18 protein-coding genes, 5 pseudogenes and 1 riboswitch are annotated in these 16,594 nt (G+C 68.0%); of the genes and pseudogenes, 16 read left to right on the forward strand and 7 right to left on the reverse strand.

The genetic code is table 11. The features are described from left to right. Positions 1-165: 165 nt before the first annotated feature. The gene (locus tag ACH4EW_RS24850) at positions 166-450 is read right to left on the reverse strand and encodes a type II toxin-antitoxin system Phd/YefM family antitoxin (RefSeq protein ID WP_398260376.1); all 285 of its coding nucleotides are present in this window, start codon (positions 448-450) and stop codon (positions 166-168) included. Positions 451-1,045: 595 nt separating this feature from the next. Here ACH4EW_RS24850 and ACH4EW_RS24855 point away from each other — a divergent pair. From ACH4EW_RS24855 to ACH4EW_RS24870, 4 genes and pseudogenes are all read left to right on the forward strand, one after another. Continuing rightward, positions 1,046-1,369: pseudogene (locus ACH4EW_RS24855) on the forward strand (transposase); the annotation flags it as partial. Positions 1,370-1,438: 69 nt separating this feature from the next. Continuing rightward, a complete protein-coding gene (locus ACH4EW_RS24860) occupies positions 1,439-1,900 on the forward strand; it encodes a dTDP-glucose 4,6-dehydratase (protein WP_398260378.1) in 462 nt (153 codons plus the stop codon). A 96-nt stretch (positions 1,901-1,996) separates the two neighbouring features. Continuing rightward, positions 1,997-2,422: pseudogene (locus ACH4EW_RS24865) on the forward strand (SDR family oxidoreductase); the annotation flags it as partial. Between the two features lie 63 nt (positions 2,423-2,485). Further along, positions 2,486-2,823 (forward strand): annotated as a pseudogene (locus tag ACH4EW_RS24870) (dTDP-4-dehydrorhamnose 3,5-epimerase family protein); the annotation flags it as partial. A gap of 48 nt (positions 2,824-2,871) precedes the next feature. Here ACH4EW_RS24870 and ACH4EW_RS24875 read toward each other — a convergent pair. Then, positions 2,872-3,792 carry a nitroreductase/quinone reductase family protein gene (locus tag ACH4EW_RS24875; protein ID WP_398260380.1) on the reverse strand — a complete coding sequence of 307 codons (921 nt, stop codon included), beginning with the start codon at positions 3,790-3,792 and terminating at the stop codon, positions 2,872-2,874. Between the two features lie 84 nt (positions 3,793-3,876). Beyond that, a complete protein-coding gene (locus ACH4EW_RS24880) occupies positions 3,877-4,377 on the reverse strand; it encodes an acyltransferase family protein (protein ID WP_398260382.1) in 501 nt (166 codons plus the stop codon). 37 nt (positions 4,378-4,414) lie between these two features. On the opposite strand from ACH4EW_RS24880, the gene ACH4EW_RS24885 reads away from it, so the two are divergent. Next, positions 4,415-5,602 (forward strand): cytochrome P450, encoded by a 1,188-nt coding sequence (locus ACH4EW_RS24885; protein WP_398260384.1) that lies wholly within the window; start codon positions 4,415-4,417, stop codon positions 5,600-5,602. Positions 5,603-5,734: 132 nt separating this feature from the next. Here the strand turns inward: ACH4EW_RS24885 and ACH4EW_RS24890 are convergent. Then, positions 5,735-5,864: pseudogene (locus ACH4EW_RS24890) on the reverse strand (IS701 family transposase); the annotation flags it as partial. Positions 5,865-5,915: 51 nt separating this feature from the next. On the opposite strand from ACH4EW_RS24890, the pseudogene ACH4EW_RS24895 reads away from it, so the two are divergent. From ACH4EW_RS24895 to ACH4EW_RS24925, 7 genes and pseudogenes are all read left to right on the forward strand, one after another. Continuing rightward, positions 5,916-6,080, forward strand: a pseudogene (locus ACH4EW_RS24895) (transposase); the annotation flags it as partial. A gap of 365 nt (positions 6,081-6,445) precedes the next feature. Beyond that, on the forward strand, positions 6,446-6,937 hold the full coding sequence (locus ACH4EW_RS24900; RefSeq protein WP_398260416.1) for a tyrosine-type recombinase/integrase: 492 nt from the start codon (positions 6,446-6,448) through the stop codon (positions 6,935-6,937). A gap of 164 nt (positions 6,938-7,101) precedes the next feature. After that, positions 7,102-7,737, forward strand: a complete 636-nt coding sequence (locus ACH4EW_RS24905; RefSeq protein ID WP_398260418.1) for an ATP-dependent Clp protease proteolytic subunit — start codon at positions 7,102-7,104, stop codon at positions 7,735-7,737. Between the two features lie 7 nt (positions 7,738-7,744). After that, positions 7,745-8,053, forward strand: a complete 309-nt coding sequence (locus tag ACH4EW_RS24910) for a hypothetical protein (RefSeq protein ID WP_398260386.1) — start codon at positions 7,745-7,747, stop codon at positions 8,051-8,053. A gap of 398 nt (positions 8,054-8,451) precedes the next feature. Next, positions 8,452-8,625: riboswitch (cyclic di-AMP (ydaO/yuaA leader) on the forward strand. Positions 8,626-8,628: 3 nt separating this feature from the next. After that, positions 8,629-9,102 (forward strand): C40 family peptidase, encoded by a 474-nt coding sequence (locus ACH4EW_RS24915; protein ID WP_398260388.1) that lies wholly within the window; start codon positions 8,629-8,631, stop codon positions 9,100-9,102. Between the two features lie 299 nt (positions 9,103-9,401). Beyond that, positions 9,402-10,262 carry a helix-turn-helix domain-containing protein gene (locus ACH4EW_RS24920; protein WP_398260390.1) on the forward strand — a complete coding sequence of 287 codons (861 nt, stop codon included), beginning with the start codon at positions 9,402-9,404 and terminating at the stop codon, positions 10,260-10,262. Between the two features lie 24 nt (positions 10,263-10,286). Then, complete coding sequence (locus ACH4EW_RS24925) at positions 10,287-10,493, forward strand: DUF397 domain-containing protein (RefSeq protein ID WP_398260392.1); 207 nt, start codon at positions 10,287-10,289, stop codon at positions 10,491-10,493. On the opposite strand, the gene ACH4EW_RS24930 is transcribed toward ACH4EW_RS24925, so the two are convergent. Continuing rightward, entirely contained in the window at positions 10,486-11,628 is a 1,143-nt protein-coding gene (locus ACH4EW_RS24930; protein WP_398260394.1) for an 8-amino-7-oxononanoate synthase, read from the reverse strand. The two genes, ACH4EW_RS24925 and ACH4EW_RS24930, sit on opposite strands and share 8 nt — an antisense overlap. Positions 11,629-11,770: 142 nt before the next feature. Here ACH4EW_RS24930 and bioB point away from each other — a divergent pair, with 142 nt between their 5' ends. From bioB to ACH4EW_RS24950, 4 genes are read left to right on the forward strand one after another with little or no spacing between them, the layout of a single operon-like run. Further along, positions 11,771-12,937 (forward strand): biotin synthase BioB, encoded by a 1,167-nt coding sequence (gene bioB, locus ACH4EW_RS24935; RefSeq protein ID WP_398260396.1) that lies wholly within the window; start codon positions 11,771-11,773, stop codon positions 12,935-12,937. Next, a complete protein-coding gene (locus ACH4EW_RS24940) occupies positions 12,930-14,234 on the forward strand; it encodes an adenosylmethionine--8-amino-7-oxononanoate transaminase (protein WP_398260398.1) in 1,305 nt (434 codons plus the stop codon). Before bioB ends, ACH4EW_RS24940 begins: the two co-directional genes overlap by 8 nt. Before the next feature lies 1 nt (position 14,235). Further along, positions 14,236-14,964 carry a dethiobiotin synthase gene (bioD, locus tag ACH4EW_RS24945; RefSeq protein ID WP_398260400.1) on the forward strand — a complete coding sequence of 243 codons (729 nt, stop codon included), beginning with the start codon at positions 14,236-14,238 and terminating at the stop codon, positions 14,962-14,964. A gap of 41 nt (positions 14,965-15,005) precedes the next feature. Then, entirely contained in the window at positions 15,006-15,683 is a 678-nt protein-coding gene (locus ACH4EW_RS24950; protein WP_398260402.1) for a class I SAM-dependent methyltransferase, read from the forward strand. A 31-nt stretch (positions 15,684-15,714) separates the two neighbouring features. On the opposite strand, the gene ACH4EW_RS24955 is transcribed toward ACH4EW_RS24950, so the two are convergent. Continuing rightward, a complete protein-coding gene (locus ACH4EW_RS24955) occupies positions 15,715-16,086 on the reverse strand; it encodes a fic family toxin-antitoxin system, toxin component (RefSeq protein WP_398260404.1) in 372 nt (123 codons plus the stop codon). Then, on the reverse strand, positions 16,083-16,310 hold the full coding sequence (locus ACH4EW_RS24960) for an antitoxin (RefSeq protein WP_383965323.1): 228 nt from the start codon (positions 16,308-16,310) through the stop codon (positions 16,083-16,085). The genes ACH4EW_RS24955 and ACH4EW_RS24960 overlap by 4 nt, the downstream gene beginning before the upstream one ends. Between the last annotated feature and the right edge of the window lie 284 nt (positions 16,311-16,594).

Here is a 16,594-nt window from a genome sequence, read left to right on the forward strand (position 1 = left end):
GCCGGACGGACGAGCGGTGTGAGACGACGGCCGGCCCCGGCAGGCGCGCTTCGGAACGCTTCTCGTTGAACGACGGTCCACAACCAGGATTTGGCCGACGGTCGGTGGCTGCCCAGGACGGCCGCGCCGTCCCGGCCGCGGGGTGACGGCGCGTCAGCAGGGCGCTCAGGTGCCCGGCTCGCGGTGTCCCTTGTGTTCCGCCGCGATGCCGAAGCGCCGCCCTTCGCCGGGAGCGGACACGGAGGAGCCGATCGAGGAGACCGAGCTGATCACCTGCTCCTCGGCAACCGTCTCTTCGGTTTCGAGTCGCTCCAGGTCAGCGGCCGAAACAAGCGCCACGAGCGGCTTCCCGTGCCGCGTCACAACGACTCGCTCGCCGCCGTAGACGACGCGGTTGATCAGTTCGGCGAGCTCAGCTCGGGCTTGCGTCACCGGAATCTCGTAGGCCATGCTCCCTAGCCTATGTAATGTCTACCTGGTCTGCCGTGGTCCGTGGCGACAGCGAATGTCCAGGTCAGAGGCTTTCGCGTGCTCCCGTGCGCACTCGTTTGTGAGAGATGTGTGAGACGACGTGACACGAAGAGTCTTCTGTTCGCCCTGGATCCTGGTCTCGGCGGGGATCGACGACTCACGTGACGCGATCGGGCTAGTGTAGCCAGACGTCCTGGCCGTGAGGTCTCCCGGCCAGTCCGAAGGTGTCGGCGGGCGGCTCGCCGAGACCGCCATGCCGCGCGCACGGCCTCGGTCTGGTCCCACAAGGAGCGCGGCCCGCGCCCGCCGCCGTCGCCGCGTCGGCCCTGTTCTCCCGAACCTGCCGCGAAGCAACAGCAAGAGCGTCCGCCAGTAGGCTCCGCCAAATGGCGAGAACCAGCACGCGCGATACTCAACTAATACTCCAGCCGGACTTCTTCATTGGCGTTGGTCAACGGCTTGGGCGTGGAGAGTGTAGCGGGCTGGAACGGGGGTGGGACGGTCTTTGCCGGGCCGTCCCACGAACGTGTGGCTCCGCTGCTTGTAGTGGCGACGTTGTGGGCAGTCCGCCCGCATGCACGATGCACCAACGAACCTGTGGGAAGAGGGACTTGGCGATCCCCTCTTGCGGATCGGGGGCCGTTTCGCCCGTGTGGAACCCCGGCACCGGATGCGGGACTACGTCCGTGGGCTTCTTGGCCCTGTGGGCCGCAAGAACGGCTGGCAGCTCGCCGAATACGCCGGTCATGGCACCCCTGACGGGCTGCAGCATCTGCTCTCCCGGAGCCGCTGGGAGGCCGACGAGGTCCGCGATAACCTGCAGGCCTACGTCACCGAGCACCTCGGCGCCGACGACGGCGTGCTGATCGTTGACGACACTGGCTTCGTGAAGAAGGGTGAGGCGTGACATCAGCGCATACCCAGGTTCGCTGCTCCCGCACGTTGAGGACAGAACTCAGCAAGTTCATTGGCACCAGTGAACAACTACGGTCACCATCACTTCCCCGAGAAACTGATCCCGCTCTTCGTCACCAACCTGTTGGACGGCAAGAAGGTGCCCTTGTACGGCGACGGCGGCAACGTCCGGGACTGGCTCCATGTGGACGACCACGTCCGAGCCATCGAACTGGTGCGCACCCGTGGCCGCGCGGGCGAGGTCTACAACATCGGGGGTGGAACCGAGCTCGCCAACAAGGAGCTCACCGCCCTGATCCTCGACGCGTGCGGGGCGCAGTGGGACACCAGTGTGATCCATGTGGAGGACCGCAAGGGCCACGACCAGCGGTACTCCGTCGACTGGACCAAGATCCGCGAAGAGCTCGGCTACGAGCCCCGGGTGAAGCTTGAGCAGGGCCTGCGCGAGATGGTGCAGTGGTACCGCGACCACCGTGTGTGGTGGGAACCCCTGCTGGAGCGGGCCGTACTGTGACGACTGCCGATGAGCCGGTCTGGCTCGTGACCGGAGCGGACGGGATGCTGGCCCGCGATCTCCTGGGCCCGGCTGGACAAGGTCGGCATCTCCGTGGTGGGGGTCGACCGCTCCGACCTCGACATCAGCGACCCCGACGCGGTGCGGAGGGTCCTGCCGGCCCACCGTCCGGCCCTGGTGGTCAACTGCGCGGCGTAGACCGCGGTTGACGAGGCGGAGCAGAAGGAGACCGAGGCCCACGCAGTCAACGGGACGGGCTCCCGCCTCCTCGTGGAGGAGTGCGGCGCTCTGCGAGCCGTACTGCTGCAGGTCTCGACGGACTACGTCTTCGACGGAAACGCCATGCGGCCGTACCCCCAGGACGCGCCGACCGCTCCTCGAACCGCCTACGGCCGAAGTAAGTTGGCAGGGGAACGTGCCGTTCTGGAGGCACTCCCCCACACCGGCTACGTGGTCCGGACAGCGTGGCTGTTCGGGGAGCACGGGGACAGTTTCGTGCGAACGGTGATCAGGCTGGCGGGCGCGACGGGCCCCGTCGAGGTCGTCGACGACCAGCGGGGCCAGCCCACCTGGACAGGAGATCGTTCACCGACCTTCGGCAAGTGGGAGGGCGTACGTCTTGACGATCAGGCCCACCACGCCGTCTACCTGTCCGAGGGCCTTGGACACGCCTTTCTCGCCCTGACCGACGACACCACCGTCGTCTATCTGTGCTCGGAGGGCTACAACCCGGACCGCGAACACGGAATCCCCCCTCGATCCGGATCTCGCCATCGAATGGCCCGACAGCGTTCGTTCCCTTTCTGATGTCGCCGAAGGACGAGAATGCACCGACTCTCGCGTCCGCCACGCGAAGTGGTCTGCTACCCGCGTACGAGCACTGCGTGACTTTCCGCCACGGGCTGCGCGACAGCACGACCTGAACAGCAGTGGAGCACGGGCGGAGTTCCGCCCGTGCTCCACTTGGTTGCTCAGCCGCGCTCCGGCGCGGGGCCCATGGCGTTCAGCGCGGTGACGAGCTGGCGTTCCTCCTCGTCGAAGTGCGCTTCGAGCCGGCTCGCGAGGTCCTCCACCTCCGCGCGCAGCCGCACCGGATCGTCCCGGTCGGGAGCGAAATCCTCGACCAGTTCCTTGATCCGGTTCTGCAGTTCGACCACGACCTTGTGTTCCTCGGCGAACTTGTCCAGAACCGGTTCCAGTGCCGGGAACCGCTCGCGCAGCACCGGGAAGGCACCGATGTCCTCGCCGCCGTGGTGAATGTGCAGCGCGTGGCAGAAGTCCAGGCAGTGCGACCGCAGTTCGGCGAGTACGTTGCCGCCCTCGGCCTTCGGCGCGACGTCGTCGGCCCTGCCCTCGACCACGTCGTCGATCCGCTTGCGCAGGTCCGTCAGTTCGCTGCGCAACCAGTCATGCATTTCGACTAGTTCGTCACCGAGGTGCTTGACCCGGTCGGGTTCGAGGTCGACCGGGTGCAGTGCGACGACGGGAATGATTCGTTCGGTCTTCTTCTGGTACTCGCCGTACCCGGGCTCCTGCGCGACGATCCCCGCGAAGAGCCGGTCGCGCTCCTCGCCCGGAGGGATCGAGGCGATCGCCCGGAACGTGCGGGAACCCTTTTCGACCGTCACGATCGGGTTCTTACGGATGTTGTGGTACCAGGCCGGATGGGTCGGTGCGCCGCCCGCCGAGGCGACGACCAAGTCCTGCCCGTCGACCTGCATCAGGCCGAGCGGCTGGGTACGGGGCCGGCCGGTACGCGCCCCCGTCGTGGTGAGGAGGCAAAGGGTGGAACCATCGAACATCCCGCCGACTTTGCCTTCGTTGGCGCGGAACTCGTCGATTATCCCCTGCTGGAACTTGAAGAATTCCTTGAGTTGATTCTGGTCTGACATGTGGTGGGAAACCCCTGAAGGTTTGTGCCCGCCCACCGCGTACCCTGCGGGGTACGCCGCCTGCGGGACACGGTCGGGAGGCTATCACCGACGCGTGCTGGCCGCGTCGGTCGTGGCCAGCACAGGCGGGGTGGACACGGCAAGTGACCAGCGCGGTCTGCCGAACTTGCGCATCAGTGGGCGTTCCAGACCGAGGAACATGGCAAGACCGATCAGCTGCGTGACCACGAACAGCACGACCACGATCAGCGTCGCGACCCAGAACCCGAAGCGGTCGGTCTCCCCCGTGAGGTAGCGGGCCAGGCCGAGCAGCGGGAAGTGCACCAGGTACGCCGCGTAGGAGGCGTTGCCGAACAACACCATGGGCCGGTTGTCCAGCCACGACGGCTTCCCCTCGATGTCGCGCACCGCGATCAGCGGGACGAACAGGGCAATGCCGAGCGTCAGCAGTCCGCTGCTGCGGAACGTCGCGGGGAGCACGTGCAGCAGCCCCCACAGGGCCACGCACAGCAGCGCGATCCACCACACGTTCACTCGGGGCCACCACCGCTCGGTCTGCACGATCCTCGCCAGGAGCACGCCCATCAGGAACTCGGGCAGGCGGCTGAGCGGGGAACAGGTGATGAAGTACCCCTTTCCCGACGACCACCGGCTGGACGTCCCGCCGGAGTTCGCCGATCTGCGCGCGAAGTGCCCGGTTCAGCGGGTGGAACTGCCGTACGGCGGTGAGGGCTGGCTGGTGACCCGACAGGTCGAGGTCAAGACCGCGCTCGGCGACTCCCGGTTCTCGCGGGCCGCCACCGTGCAGGCGGACGTCCCGCGGACGCAGGCATGGCTAAATCCGGGCGGCGACATTCTGTCCCTGGACCCGCCGGAGCATTCCCGGATACGCAGGCTGATCTCGGGGGCGTTCTCGCGCCGGAACGTCGAACTGTGGCGGCCCCGCATCGAGGAGCTCGTCGGCGAGCTCGTCGCAGGGATGCGGGCCGCCGGTCCGCCGGTGGACCTGGTCGACTCGTTCTCGATGCCGCTGCCGATCACGCTGATCTGCGAGATGCTGGGCGTACCCGCCTCGGACCAACACTTCTTCCAGCGCTTCTCCGAGCTGGTGTTCAGCGGCGTCGGTGTCCCGGCCGAGGACGTCGAGGCCGCCGCCGACGCACTGACGTCCTACCTCGCCGAACGCATCGCCCGCCACCGCGCCGAGCCGCAGGACGACCTGTTGTCCGAACTCATCGCCGCGCGCGACGAGGACGAGGGACGTCTGTCCGAGGAGGAGCTGGTCACCCTGGGGGTGACCATCCTGGCGGCGGGCCACGAGACCACGGCCAACGCGATCGCCAACTCCGTCCTCACGCTGCTCGTCGACGGCTTGTGGACGGAGTTGGCGGAGCACCCGGAGCGGATCGACACGGCGGTCGAGGAACTGCTGCGGTTCATTCCGCTGGGCGGCAGCGAGTCGCTGCCCAGGATCGCCGCCGAGGACGTGACGCTGGGCGATGTGACCGTGCGCGAGGGAGAAGCGGTCTTCCCCGCGATGGTTTCGGCCAACTTCGATGAGGCGGTGTTCACCGATCCGCAGGTCCTGAATCTCGAGCGGTCGCACAATCCGCACCTGGCCTTCGGCTTCGGCCCGCACTTCTGTCCCGGCGCCCAGCTGGCCAGGACCGAGGTCCGGGTCGTACTCGCGACGCTCCTACAGGAGTTCCTGGACCCACGCCTGGCCGTCCCCCAAACCGAAGTGCCCTGGCGCGAGGACACCGCGTTGATCCGCGGCCCGCGCCACCTCCCGGTCACCTGGCACCCCTAGTAGCACTTCGTGTTGCGCTTCGGTGGGTGCGGCGTTGTCGTTGTGTGTTGGGTAAGTCGCGGTGGCAGGTGGGGCATTCGCCGGTCCAGGCCCGAATCAGGTTTTGGATGGTGTCGAGGGCTTGGTAGAAGGTCAGGCCGACGCTTCGGCTTTTGGGTTGAGGCGCCGGAGGGTGAGGAAGGCGTGGGCGGCGGTCACGAGGGTGACATGGTGGTGCCGGGCCGCACCAGGTGCGACCCTCGAAGTGGTCCAGGCTGAGGCCGATATCGCACTAACGCATGTAACACCCATAACGCGGCTGCGTGGGAGGGCCCGCGAGGCGGCCGGCCGGGATCCGGAGCCGACCGCGGGCATCATCGACGCCCAGTCGGTCAAGGCCGCCGCGTCCGTGCCCGCGTCCTCACGCGGCTTCGACGGCGGGAAGAAGATCAACGGCCGTAAGCGGCACATCGTGGTCGACACGACAGGGAGCCTCATGCCTTGGGAGTTGTCCGTGACCGTGTCCGCGCCCTCGATCTCGCTCTCGGACTCCCCAAGCCACATGACCGCCCCGACGACGTCCTGCGGGTCGTCGCCCTCGGGGTCGTCGTTCGGGGTCCGCACGACGGGCGCAACGAGGACGGCCTGCCAGAGCGGCCAGGTCCGTTACCGCGCCGTCGTCGACATGGGCCATGACGCCCAAGGCAAGCGCAAGCGACGCACCGTCACGACGGACCTGCCACGGAGGTGCGTGAGGGGATCGCCCGCATCCGCAATCGGCGGGCGACGGGCATGTTCGTCATGCCGAGCAAGATCACGGTGTCCGAGTGACTCGACATCTGGCTGGCCAAGAAGGCCGAGGACCTGGAGGAGAGCACGGTCCAGGGGTACAAGAACGCTTTGATCCACGTGCATTCCTACCTCGGCCATATGCGCCTGCAGGAACTGACGGGGGAACACGTCGAATCCATGGTCACCTGGCTACTTGTCGGCACCCGCAGGCGTGGCGGCCAAGCCGGCACAGGACTTCGCCCCTCGACGGCCCAACACCTCGGCCGGCCGCTCACGACTCGCCACCTGCGTGAGGCCGCGTACTCCCTGCAGCAGAAGCTAGAGCTACAAAAGGTCCGACTTTACAGCGCGCGCCACTCGTGCCTCACGTTTCTTGCCGTCAACGGCGTGTCGGACGTCGCCCTCGCCGCATGGGCCGGGCATGCCAACGCCAACTTCACCAAGCGGGTGTACGTTCACCCGAGCCCCGAGGACCTCCGCGCCGCCTCGGGCCACCCCACTTCCTGCTTGGCTTCAGTGAGGGCGAAGCAGCCTGATGATCAAGAAGTCGTGACAGATATGTGAGACATCTACGCTCGGCGAACAGCAAAAAACAGCCTCTGACCCGGGTCATTTAGTGGATCACCAGGATACGTCGCTCCCCATCACAACCTTCTGTACGTCCTGTACATTTTCTACAGAAGCTTGTGCACGCGCCCGTGCAGACCCGGAGGAAAGGCATCGCCATGCTGTTACGCCCCACCACCCGTTACGTGCTGCCCGAGTTCACCGAACACACGACCAACGGGACCCGCACCCTCGATCCGTACTCCAAGTTGCTCGCCGAACGGATCGTCTTCCTCGGCACCCCGGTCGACGACACCGCGGCCACCGACCTGATCGCCCAGTTCATGTATCTGGAACACGACGCCCCTGACCGGCCCATCTCGCTCTACATCAACTCCCCCGGTGGCTCGTTCGGAGCCATGTCCGCGATCTACGACACGATGCAGTACCTCACCTGCGAGGTGGAGACCTACTGCCTCGGTCAGGCCGGCTCCTGCGCGTCCGCACTGCTCGCCGCGGGCACTCCCGGACGACGGCACGCACTGCCCGGTGCCAGGGTCGTCGTAAAGCAGCCCGACCTCACCGAGCCGGTTCGGGGTCAGCCGTCCGATCTCGAGATCGAGGCACAGGAAATGGAACGGGTCCGCGAGATGCTCACCACGCTGTTGGCCCGTCACACCGGCCGGAGCGCCGAGCAGATCACCACCTGCATCGAGCGCGACCTCATTCTCGACGCGGCGGGCGCCAAGGCGTACGGCCTGGTGGACCACATCGTGGAGAACCGGATGTCGTCATTCCCGCCGCACAGCGCGAGGTGAACGCCCGATGCAGTCACCGGAGTTGCCGCCGCTCCCCGCACTGACGTGCGCCGAGGGAGAGTTCATCGACTGCTACCTCGAAGCCCTCGACCAACTGGGCCGGATCAACCCGGCCCGCGGCAGCGACACCTACGGCGCACTGCGCGCCGCACAGGCGCTGGTCTCACGGGCGGGCGCGCTACGGGACGCACTGGCGTTGATGCATGAGCGCGGAGAAGCACAGATCCACGCCGCCACCCTGGCGCGGGCGCTGCGTGTACTGGACGGGGAACGGCGGGCGGAACGTGTCACCGTGCCCCCTGCTCGGACGAGTTGATCGGCCAGTTCGCCGACACCCCTGCCGAGTCCGGTCAACTCCCCCTGCCTTCACCTCTGACGGGCTTTGCTCAACTCCCCTGCGCGACACGCCCGGCAGGCAAATCGGAATTCCTCGCTCGTTCGGCGTAGGGGTTCGCCCTCGCGAGGGACATCTCAACTTGCGCTTTCCTATGAGGACAGTGAGCGGAATCTGTCATTCCACCCCTGGTACGAGACCGGTCCGAGCGACCGGCAGAGCGTCCGAATTCATCAGCCTCACCCGAACGGATCAGTCGTGAGAAGCCTCACATATCGCTGCTTTCCCTGAGAAATCGGGCAGCCGGTGAGTCAAGATCCCTGGGACGACAAGCCCCCGCCACCGCGGCGGGGCGGTTCGGGCGGACGCCGAGTCCTGCCGCCGTCCGGATGCCTGGTCGACAGAAGTGGATCGGCAGGAGTGGAGGACCCGAGCACAACGGGCCGACCGGAACACCGGTCGGCCCTCGGGGTGAAGCCGCCCAGGGGCGGCCGGGCAACTTCGCCAGCCCGAACCCGACAGGTCATCCTTCACAGGCGGCTGACGAAGGGTTGCGCATGACTGCGCAGGTTCATGTCCCGTCTCTGCTCGCCCGGGCCGGCACGGCCTCGGTTCTGACACTGGCCGCGGTCGGCGGCACCATGCTCGCCCCTGGCGCCACGAGCCAGGCCCAGGCAGCGACTTTCTCGATGAAAGCGCTCAACATCGCCGCATCGAAGAAGGGATCGCCGTACGGGTGGGGGGCCACCGGCCCCAACCGCTTCGACTGCTCGGGTCTGACGGTCTATTCGTTCAAGAAGGCGGGCAAGAAAATCCCGCGCACGGCCCAGCAGCAGTACAACAAGACTCGCCATATCCCCGCCTCGCACAGGCAACGTGGCGACCTGGTCTTCTTCCATCACGGCCGCAGCATCTACCACGTGGGGATCTACGCCGGCAAGGGCAAGATCTGGCACTCACCGAGGACCGGCGCGGTGGTCCGGCTGGAGAAGATCTGGACGAAGAGCGTCTATTACGGGCGGGTCCGCTGACGCCTGTCCGGACATCACGCCCGTGGCCCCGGCCGTGATCTGTCTTGCCGCCGTCGACAGTGGCAGAGCGACGCTTGCTTCCCGATGGTCTGCCATGGCTAGCCGTCCCTTTCCCCTCGGAACCGACCCACCACCGGTCTCGGTCGCGCTTCGCGCCGGATTGCCACTGGTGCTGCTCTCCGCAACGGCGATCCACCAAGATATGCATATATCTGTCGCTCAATGCGGTGACCCTGCCACGCAAGGCCGTACGCGGGCGTCACACTGTCCGCTCGGCGGAAGAGGGAGGGAGGCCGCAGATGCAGCACGGCCCTGCGGTAAGGCGCCGCAAGCTCGGGGAGGAGCTCCGGAGTCTGCGCCACGCGTCCGGATTGACAAGTCGGGACGCCGCTCGGACGCTCGGCTGGCACCAGTCGAAGGTGAGCCGGATCGAAACCGGTGTCAGTGGGGTGCGACCGGCCGATGTGACCCGGCTGCTGGACGCGTACGGCGTGGACGACACGCAGTTGCGGACGCTTCTTGCAGCGCTGGCGGGTTCGGCGGGCGGTGGCGGTACCGGATGGTGGCATGCCTATCGCGGTCTGATCCCGCCGCAGTACCGCGACTTCATCAGTCTGGAGTCCCAGGCGCGGACCGCGCGGACCTTGGAGACCTCGGTAGTGCCGGGGCTCCTGCAGACGGCCGACTACGCACGCGCGGTGACCCGGGCATCGCTGGACGGGTTACCCGCCCGCCAGCTGGACTCGCTGGTGGAGGTGCGGCTCGCCCGGCAAGGGGTGCTTCGGACCGATCCGCCGCTGCGGCTGAGCGCGGTGCTCGACGAGGCGGTGCTGCGGCGCGAGGTCGGCGGGGGCCGGGTGATGAGAAACCAGCTGCGCCATCTGACTCGCGTGGCTCAACTACCTCACGTGGAGCTTCAGTTGCTGCCATTCTCGGTCGGTTGCCATGCCGGACTCACCGGCCCTTTCGTTATCTTCTCATTTCCGAACACTTCTGATCTGGACGTGGTAGTTCTCGACCATTTGACGAGTAGCCTCTATCTGGAGCGGAAAGAAGACCTTGAGGCGTACAGCTCGGCCTTCCGCACCATGCAGGCGCACGCGCTGTCGCCGCAGCACTCGTTGGACCTCATCGCCGCGATCGACCGCGACGGTCGGTGACCCCGGACTGCCCGAGGGGGGCTCATGTCGGATTGCCTCGCACAGCACGATTTACGGTGGCGGCGCAGCAGCCGCAGCACGGGTATGAACAACTGTGTGGAGACCGCGCCGTTCGGAAACGGACGGCTGGCCGTACGGGACTTCAAGGATGTGTCCAGGCCACCGTTGCGGTTCTCCGCGGCGGCCTGGAAAATTTTCGTCTCCGGCCTGCACCGGGGTTCGGTCAGCTGACGGGAGCGGTCCGTCGCACGATCGCCACGGCGGTGGCGATCTGATGCTGGGTCAGGTCGGCTCGCGCGGTCAGTCGCAGCCGGGAGACACCGTCCGGCACCGACGGCGGCCGGAAGCATCCCACCGCGATTCCCGCGGTGCGGCAGTCGGCCGCCCAGCGCACCGCCGCATCCGCCGAGGGTGCCCGCACCGAGACCACTGCCGCGTCGGGGCGGACGGCGGTCAGACCGGCCTCGGTCAGCCGCTCGTACAGAGCGGTGGCGACCGCGCGGGCTCTGCCGGCGCGTTCCGGCTCGCGATGGAGCAGCCGCAGGCTCCCCAGAGCGGCGCCCGCCGCGGCCGGTGCGAGACCCGTGTCGAAGATGAATGTACGAGCCGTATTGACCAAATGCTCGATGACCCGGGCCGGTCCGAGGACCGCTCCGCCCTGGCTGCCCAGGGACTTGGACAGCGTGAGCGTGGTGACGATTCCCTCGCTGCCCGCAAGACCGGCGGCGGCGAGCGCACCCCGGCCGCCTTCGCCCAGCACGCCGAGGCCATGTGCGTCGTCGACGAGCAGTGCGGCGCCCTCCGCTCGGCAGACGTCGGCCAGTTCGGAAAGCGGCGCGGCATCGCCGTCGACCGAGAAGACCGAGTCGGTGGCCGCCAACGCGCGTCCCTCGTGTGCCTGCAGCGCCTTGCGTACGGCATCGGGGTCGGCATGCGGCACGACGGCGGTCTCGGCCCGGGACAGCCGGCAACCATCCACGATCGAGGCGTGGTTGACCGCGTCGGAGACGATCAGCGAGCCGCGACCGGTGAGAGCGGTGAGGGCGGCGAGATTGGCCGCGTAGCCCGACGACAGCACCAGAGCCGCCTCGAAACCGCAGAAATCGGCCAGTTCGCGTTCGAGTTCGGCGTGCAGTGCGGTGGAGCCGGTGACGAGCCGTGATCCGGTCGCCCCCGCGCCCCATCGGTGCGCGGCCTCGGCCGCGGCAGCAATGATCTCGGGGTGCCGGGTCAGGCCCAGATAGTCGTTGCTCGCAAGGTCCAGAAGCTCTGGTTCGGCGGGCCGGGGGCGGAGCACGCGGACGAGTCCGGCGTCCGCGCGGCGGCGCGCCTCGTCGTCGATCCAGTCGAACGGAGCGAAGGGCATGAACGGTCCCTTTTGTAGGCAGCTTACAGAGCTTAACCGGGGGCGCAGCAGGTCATGGTGTGGCAATACACACACCCTCGACAGGCTCTGTTGTCCGGTTCCTCCTTGGCTGCGGGCCGTGCCGTAGGCCAGGATCGATGTCATGGACCTCCTGAACACGCTGGTGGACAAGGGACTGCGGCGCGAGCTGCCGACCCGTGAAGAAGCACTCGCCGTACTGGCGACCTCGGACGACGATCTGCTCGAAGTGGTGGCCGCGGCCGGAAGGGTGCGCCGTCAGTGGTTCGGGCGGCGTGTGAAGCTGAACTATCTGGTCAATCTCAAGTCCGGGCTCTGCCCCGAGGACTGCTCGTACTGCTCGCAGCGGCTCGGGTCGAAGGCCGAGATCCTCAAGTACACCTGGCTGAAACCGGACGAGGCCTCGAAGGCCGCAGCGGCCGGGGTGGCGGGCGGCGCCAAGCGGGTATGTCTGGTGGCGAGCGGTCGCGGTCCGACGGACAGGGATGTCGACCGGGTCTCGGAGACCATCGCGGCGATCAAGGAGCGGCACGAGGGCGTCGAGGTGTGCGCCTGCCTCGGTCTGCTCTCCGACGGACAGGCCGACCGGCTGCGGTCGGCGGGCGCCGACGCGTACAACCACAACCTCAACACGTCCGAGGGGACGTACGGGAACATCACCACCAGCCATACCTATGCGGACCGGGTGGAGACCGTGCAGCAGGCGCAGGCCGCCGGGCTCTCGGCGTGCTCCGGGCTGATCGCCGGGATGGGTGAGAGCGATGCCGATCTGGTCGATGTCGTCTTCTCGCTGCGCGAGCTGGACCCGGACTCGGTGCCGGTGAACTTCCTGATCCCGTTCGAGGGGACCCCGCTGGCCAAGGAGTGGAACCTCACGCCGCAGCGGTGCCTGCGCATTCTGGCGGTGGTCCGGTTCGTCTGCCCGGATGTGGAGGTGCGGCTCGCGGGCGGGCGCGAGGTGCATCTGCGCTCGATGCAGCCGCTCGCTCTGCACCTGGTCAACTCGATCTTCCTGGGCGACTACCTCACCAGCGAGGGACAGGCGGGGCAGGCGGATCTGGACATGATCGCGGACGCCGGTTTCGAGGTGGAGGGAGCAGGGACGACGACGCTGCCTGCGCACCGTGCGCAGGAGGGCGGCGGCTGCGGTTCGCACGACGGCGGGTGCGCACCCTGTGGCGACACGCCCTCGGAAGCCGCTGCCGAGCCCAGCGAGATCCCGGCTGCACGCACGGATCTGGTGGCGGTTCGCCGCCGCGGCGCTGGTACGGATCTCGCCCCCAATGCCTGAGGCGCTCTCCCCGGCCGAACTGCGGTTGCTGGACCGGGCCCACGTCTGGCATCCGTACGGCCCGATGCCGGGGCGTCAGGAGCCACTGGTCGTGGAGTCCGCGTCCGGGGTACGGCTCCGGCTCGCCGAACCGGCCCACGGGCAGCACGAGCTGGTCGACGGCATGTCGTCCTGGTGGTCGGCGGTGCACGGCTACAACCATCCGGTGCTCAATGAGGCGGCACGCGGTCAGCTGGACCGGATGAGTCATGTGATGTTCGGCGGACTCACCCATGAGCCCGCCGTGCGGCTGGCCACCCGGCTGGTCGAGATCACCCCGGAGCCGCTGCAGCATGTCTTCCTCGCCGACTCCGGGTCGGTGTCGGTCGAGGTCGCGGTGAAGATGTGTCTGCAGTACTGGCGCTCGGCCGGGCGGCCGGCCAAGCAGCGGCTGCTGACCTGGCGCGGCGGCTATCACGGGGACACCTGGCAGCCCATGTCGGTGTGCGACCCCGAGGGTGGCATGCACGAGCTGTGGTCGGGCGTAATGCCCCGGCAGATCTTCGCGGACGAGCCGCCGGCGGGCTTCGACGCGGAGCCGGATGCCGCGTACGTACAACACCTGTGGGAACTGATCGCGGAGCACGCCGACCGGCTGGCCGCGGTGATCGTGGAACCGGTGGTGCAGGGCGCGGGCGGGATGCGGTTCCACTCCTCCGCCTATCTGCAGGTGCTGCGCGAGGCATGCGATGCGCATGACGTGCTGCTGGTGTTCGACGAGATCGCCACGGGTTTCGGCCGTACGGGGAAGCTGTTCGCCGCGGAGCATTCGGGGATCTCGCCGGATGTCATGTGCGTGGGCAAGGCGCTGACCGGCGGGTATCTGACGATGGCGGCGACGCTGTGCACCTCACGAGTGGCGGAGGGCATCTCGCGGGGCGAGGTACCGGTGCTGGCACACGGACCTACGTTCATGGGCAATCCGCTCGCCTCCGCGGTGGCATGCGCATCCATCGACCTGTTGCTCGGCCAGGACTGGGAGAAGGAGGTCGAGCGGATCGGCGGCGGGCTGCGGGACGGTCTCGCCCCGGCTGCGGAGCTGCCCGGGGTTCGGGATGTGCGGGTGCTGGGAGCGATAGGTGTCGTACAGCTTGATCACGAAGTGGACATGGAGGCCGCGACCCGGGCTGCGGTACGGGAGGGTGTGTGGCTGCGGCCGTTCCGCGATCTCGTCTACACCATGCCGCCGTATGTGACCGGTGACGAGGATGTGGCGCGGATCTGCCGCGCCGTGTGCGCGGCTGCGCGGGAGGGCTGAGATGACGGTTCTGGTGGTGACGGGTACGGGCACGGAGATCGGCAAGACGGTCGTGACCGCGGCTGTGGCGGCGGCGTGCCGGGATCGCAGCGTGGCGGTGCTCAAGCCTGCCCAGACGGGGCTGGCTCCCGGCGAGCCCGGCGATGCCGCCGAGGTCGCACGGTTGGCGGGCGGCCATGTGACCGCGGTCGAACTGGCCAGGTTCCCCGAGCCGTTGGCACCTGCCACGGCCGCCCGCAGGGCCGGTCTCCCGCCGGTACGGCCTTACGAGATCGCCGAGGCGGCCGAGAAGCTGGCGGCCGGACACGATCTGGTGCTGGTCGAGGGTGCGGGCGGACTGCTCGTACGGTTCGACGACAACGGCGCGACCCTGGCCGACGCGGCACGGCTGCTGGGCGCACCGGTCCTGGTCGTGGCGCCGGCGGGACTGGGCACTCTCAATTCCACCGCGCTGACCTCGGAGGCCCTGCGGGCGCGGGGGCTGGAGTGCCTCGGTGTGGTGGTGGGCAGCATGCCCTCCGAGCCGGACCTCGCGACGCGCTGCAATCTGGAAGACCTTCCGGTGGCTGCGGGCGCCCCGCTGCTGGGTGCCGTGCCGGCCGGTGCGGGGGCGCTGGCGCCCTCCGACTTCCGTGCGCAGGCCGGGAGTTGGCTGACGGCGCAACTCGGCGGGAATCGGCCGGCCGAGTGGGCGGCCGAGCCGCGCGGGACGGGGGGAGAATCGAAGTAGCCGTACCTTTCCGGTCGAGCGCCGTGTCGAGGAGGTCCGTCATGCGTCTGCGCAGCACGAAAATCCCGGAGGGAGCGGTGCACCACCCCGTCTTCGCTCGGCTCTACGCCCGGATGAGCGTGGCCGCGGAGACCGGGGCGGGGCTGGCCGCGGTGCGCTCGGAGCTGCTGGCCGGCATGTCCGGCCGAGTCATCGAGATAGGTGCGGGCAACGGCCTGAACTTCGCGCACTACCCGCCCGCGGTGTCGGAGGTGGTGGCCATCGAACCCGAGCGCAGCCTGCGGCAGTTGGCGGTGCGGTCGGCGTTGCGTGCCGGAATTCCGGTGGATGTGATGCCGGGCGCGGCAGAAGCCCTGCCGGTGAAGAGCGAGGCGTTCGACGGGGCCGTCACATCGCTGGTGCTGTGCACCGTACGGAATGTGGAACGTTCGCTCGCGGAGATCGTACGGGTGCTGCGGCCCGGCGGCGAGCTGCGCTTCTTCGAGCATGTGCGGGCTGATGACCGGATCATGGCAGCGACCCAGCGGGCGCTGGACCGTACGGTCTGGCCGCTGGTGACGGGCGGGTGCCACACGGCGCGCGACACCGTGGCCGCCATCGAAAGAGCCGGGTTCACGGTGGAGGCCTACCGCAGGGTCAGGATGCCCGACTGGGGAATCCGGCTGCCCACGTCCGCGTGTGTGCTGGGCGTGGCGCGGCGGCCGGCCGCGGTTGGCTGAGGCATTGGTCCACCACCGCGTGCCGGTGGTGTCACAGACTCCAACTGCGCAGTTCGTCGGCGATGGCCCGGACGTCCGCCTTGCCCTCCTTCACCATTCGAGCCAGGTCGCGCACCTGCTCGGGCGAGGTGATGACCTTCAGCCCGGAGGCGACGAGATAGCCGTATGCGACGGCCGAGGAGAACATCGCGTTCGAGTGTTCGAGCGCTGGGACATGGAGGAGCAGTTGCAGAAGGGCGGCGGCCCTGGCGTGCGGGTCGCTGTAGACGGGGCTGCCGAAGATCTCGGCTTCATGACGGGCCACCGCAGCCACGAGCGCACCCCAGTCGACGACCTGAGGATCGCCGGGAGTCTTGTGCTCGGCCACCATGAGCAGCCAGGAAAGGTCGATCTGGAGGTTCAACGCGTGCCTTTGCGCTCCGGGCCGAACTCCTCGGCGAACACCGACTCGTACTGCTTCATGAAGTCGGCCGCGGCTTCGACGAAGGTGTGTCCGACCTCGCCCGCATCCTGCTTCACAAGCTCCTCTATGTAGCGGTTCACGCTCATCCCCCTCTGCATCGCGCGCTGTCGCGCGGCCTCGGCGGTAGCCTCGTCCACCCTCACGTTCAACTGAGTCTTGGGCACAGAAACACGCTAGCGCGGCTTTGCTAGCACCGGCAAGGGGAGCCCTGCGGCGCCCCGTACACCGGTCGCCCGCGACCAGCCTCGCCTGACGCGCCGTCGACCTTGCGGTGTTACAAAGGGCAATGTGGCGACACGTTTCGGCCGATTCCGGAACGCACCGGTTCGGTCACTCACGGACAAACACCCTCGGAGCCTTGCAGGGCAGGTCTTCGCCTTGCAGGTGGCTGTGGTGGTGCTGCTCGTGACGGCCGCGGTGCTGGCGCTCGTACTGCAGTCCCAGCGCG

The sequence above is a fragment of the Streptomyces sp. NPDC018000 genome (assembly GCF_044328025.1).
In the GTDB taxonomy this organism is placed as follows: Bacteria; Actinomycetota; Actinomycetes; order Streptomycetales; family Streptomycetaceae; genus Streptomyces.